The following is a 990-nucleotide window of genomic DNA, read 5'->3' as shown; positions in this document are numbered from 1 at the left end:
TTCGGCTCGTTCGCGGCGCCCTCTCTTGAGGAAATTCCCAGCAGCACCTCATGCGACGAACTGGCCGTCTCTGGAGACGGTCGCGAGTTGGTCGACGACGACGATTCGATCATCGACCTGGACTGAAGAACCGTCCCCGCCCAGGCGGGGCTTCCGCCCCCCGGTCGTGCTATCATCGCGGATCGTTCATGATCCCGACGACCTGCACGCACGGGAGTCCAGTGCAGCATGACTCACTCACGATCCTGGATCGGCGCCGTCCCGCTCGTCTTCCTTTTCATCGGCCTCGCCCGGGGCGCCGAGCCTTCCGAAGTCCTCGACCTTGATCCCGCGCTTCGCGATCGTTGCCTGGCGGTTCTTCGCGAAGGGCTGGGCTCGTCGGAGTTCTGGCCGTCGATGCATGCGGCTGAGGGGCTCTCCGTCGCGGGGTTTGGTCAGGAGGCGCGGACCGCGATCGGGCCGAAGCTGGCCGTCGAGACCGACGCCCAGCACCGTTGCGGCCTTGCTCGCGAGATCGTCCGAAGCGGCGACCTCTCGGCCGTCCGCACGCTGCTGGACGAGTTGGCGAAGCCCGACGCTTACGGCCACGCCCACGCCTGCGAAAGCCTTTACAAGGTCCGTCAGATCGGCGACGGCAAGCTGTTGCGAACTGCGATGGAAACCCCGGAGCCTCCGCTCCGCTCGATCATGGCGGCGGCGGCCCTGGCGCGATGCGGGAATCCCCGGGCCTTCGCCCACATTCGATCGGCCGTGGGTCGGCCGGACGAGACCATCGCCCGAACCGCCGCATGGATCCTGGCCCGCGTCGGAGACGCGACCGATCTCCCCGCGCTCCGCGCCGGGGTCGGCCGATTCCAGACACCGCTCACGCGAGCGTATTTCGAGCACGCCCTGGCCGCTCGGGGAGACGCCGAAGGAAAGGCCGCGCTCGTCCGCAATCTGTCGAATGAGGATCCGATGATCCGGGCCTACGCCGCCGAACTGGCTCCC

At 67.9% G+C, this 990-nt stretch carries 1 protein-coding gene; it reads left to right on the top strand.

The features are described 5' to 3' along the window. Positions 1-228: 228 nt before the first annotated feature. A partial coding sequence (locus BGN98_RS09665) for a HEAT repeat domain-containing protein (protein WP_288121152.1) occupies positions 229-990 on the top strand: 762 nt, incomplete at its 3' end.

The organism is Microbacterium sp. 69-7 (genome assembly GCF_001897985.1).
Lineage (GTDB): Bacteria > Actinomycetota > Actinomycetes > Actinomycetales > Microbacteriaceae > Microbacterium > Microbacterium laevaniformans.
Note: the sequence above shows the minus strand (reverse complement) of the source record. Positions and strands in the feature narration are given on the sequence as shown.